The sequence below is a fragment of the Salinimicrobium oceani genome, from assembly GCF_012037645.1.
Window position 1 is genome coordinate 1 of sequence record NZ_JAAVJR010001659.1, and the last position, 283, is coordinate 283.

1 protein-coding gene is annotated in these 283 nt (G+C 43.1%); it reads right to left on the reverse strand.

Annotation, left to right across the window (positions count from 1 at the left end; genetic code table 11):
- Positions 1 to 283: hypothetical protein (locus HC175_RS23505; protein WP_168140137.1), on the reverse strand; the 283-nt coding region annotated here is incomplete at both ends.

A 283-nucleotide genomic window follows, 5' to 3' on the forward strand; every position in this document is an offset into this window, starting at 1 on the left:
GGATTCTCATGCTCATGCTCCTGCTCCTGTGCAAAGCCGGAAACCGAAGTGAATAGTACCAGCAGTAAAGTCGTGATCTTCGCCTTCTTTTTCTTCACTTTCTCAAGCATGACTTTGAGTTCTCCAAAACGGGAACCTTTTGCAAACAGGATCCACATCAAACCAATATAGAGTAATGTATAACCAATATAGGTGATCCAGGTACCCCAGTAATCATGATTTACAGAAAGAACGGTTCCTTTTTCATCGGGATCAAAGGAAGCCTGGAAGAACCTGTAACCCT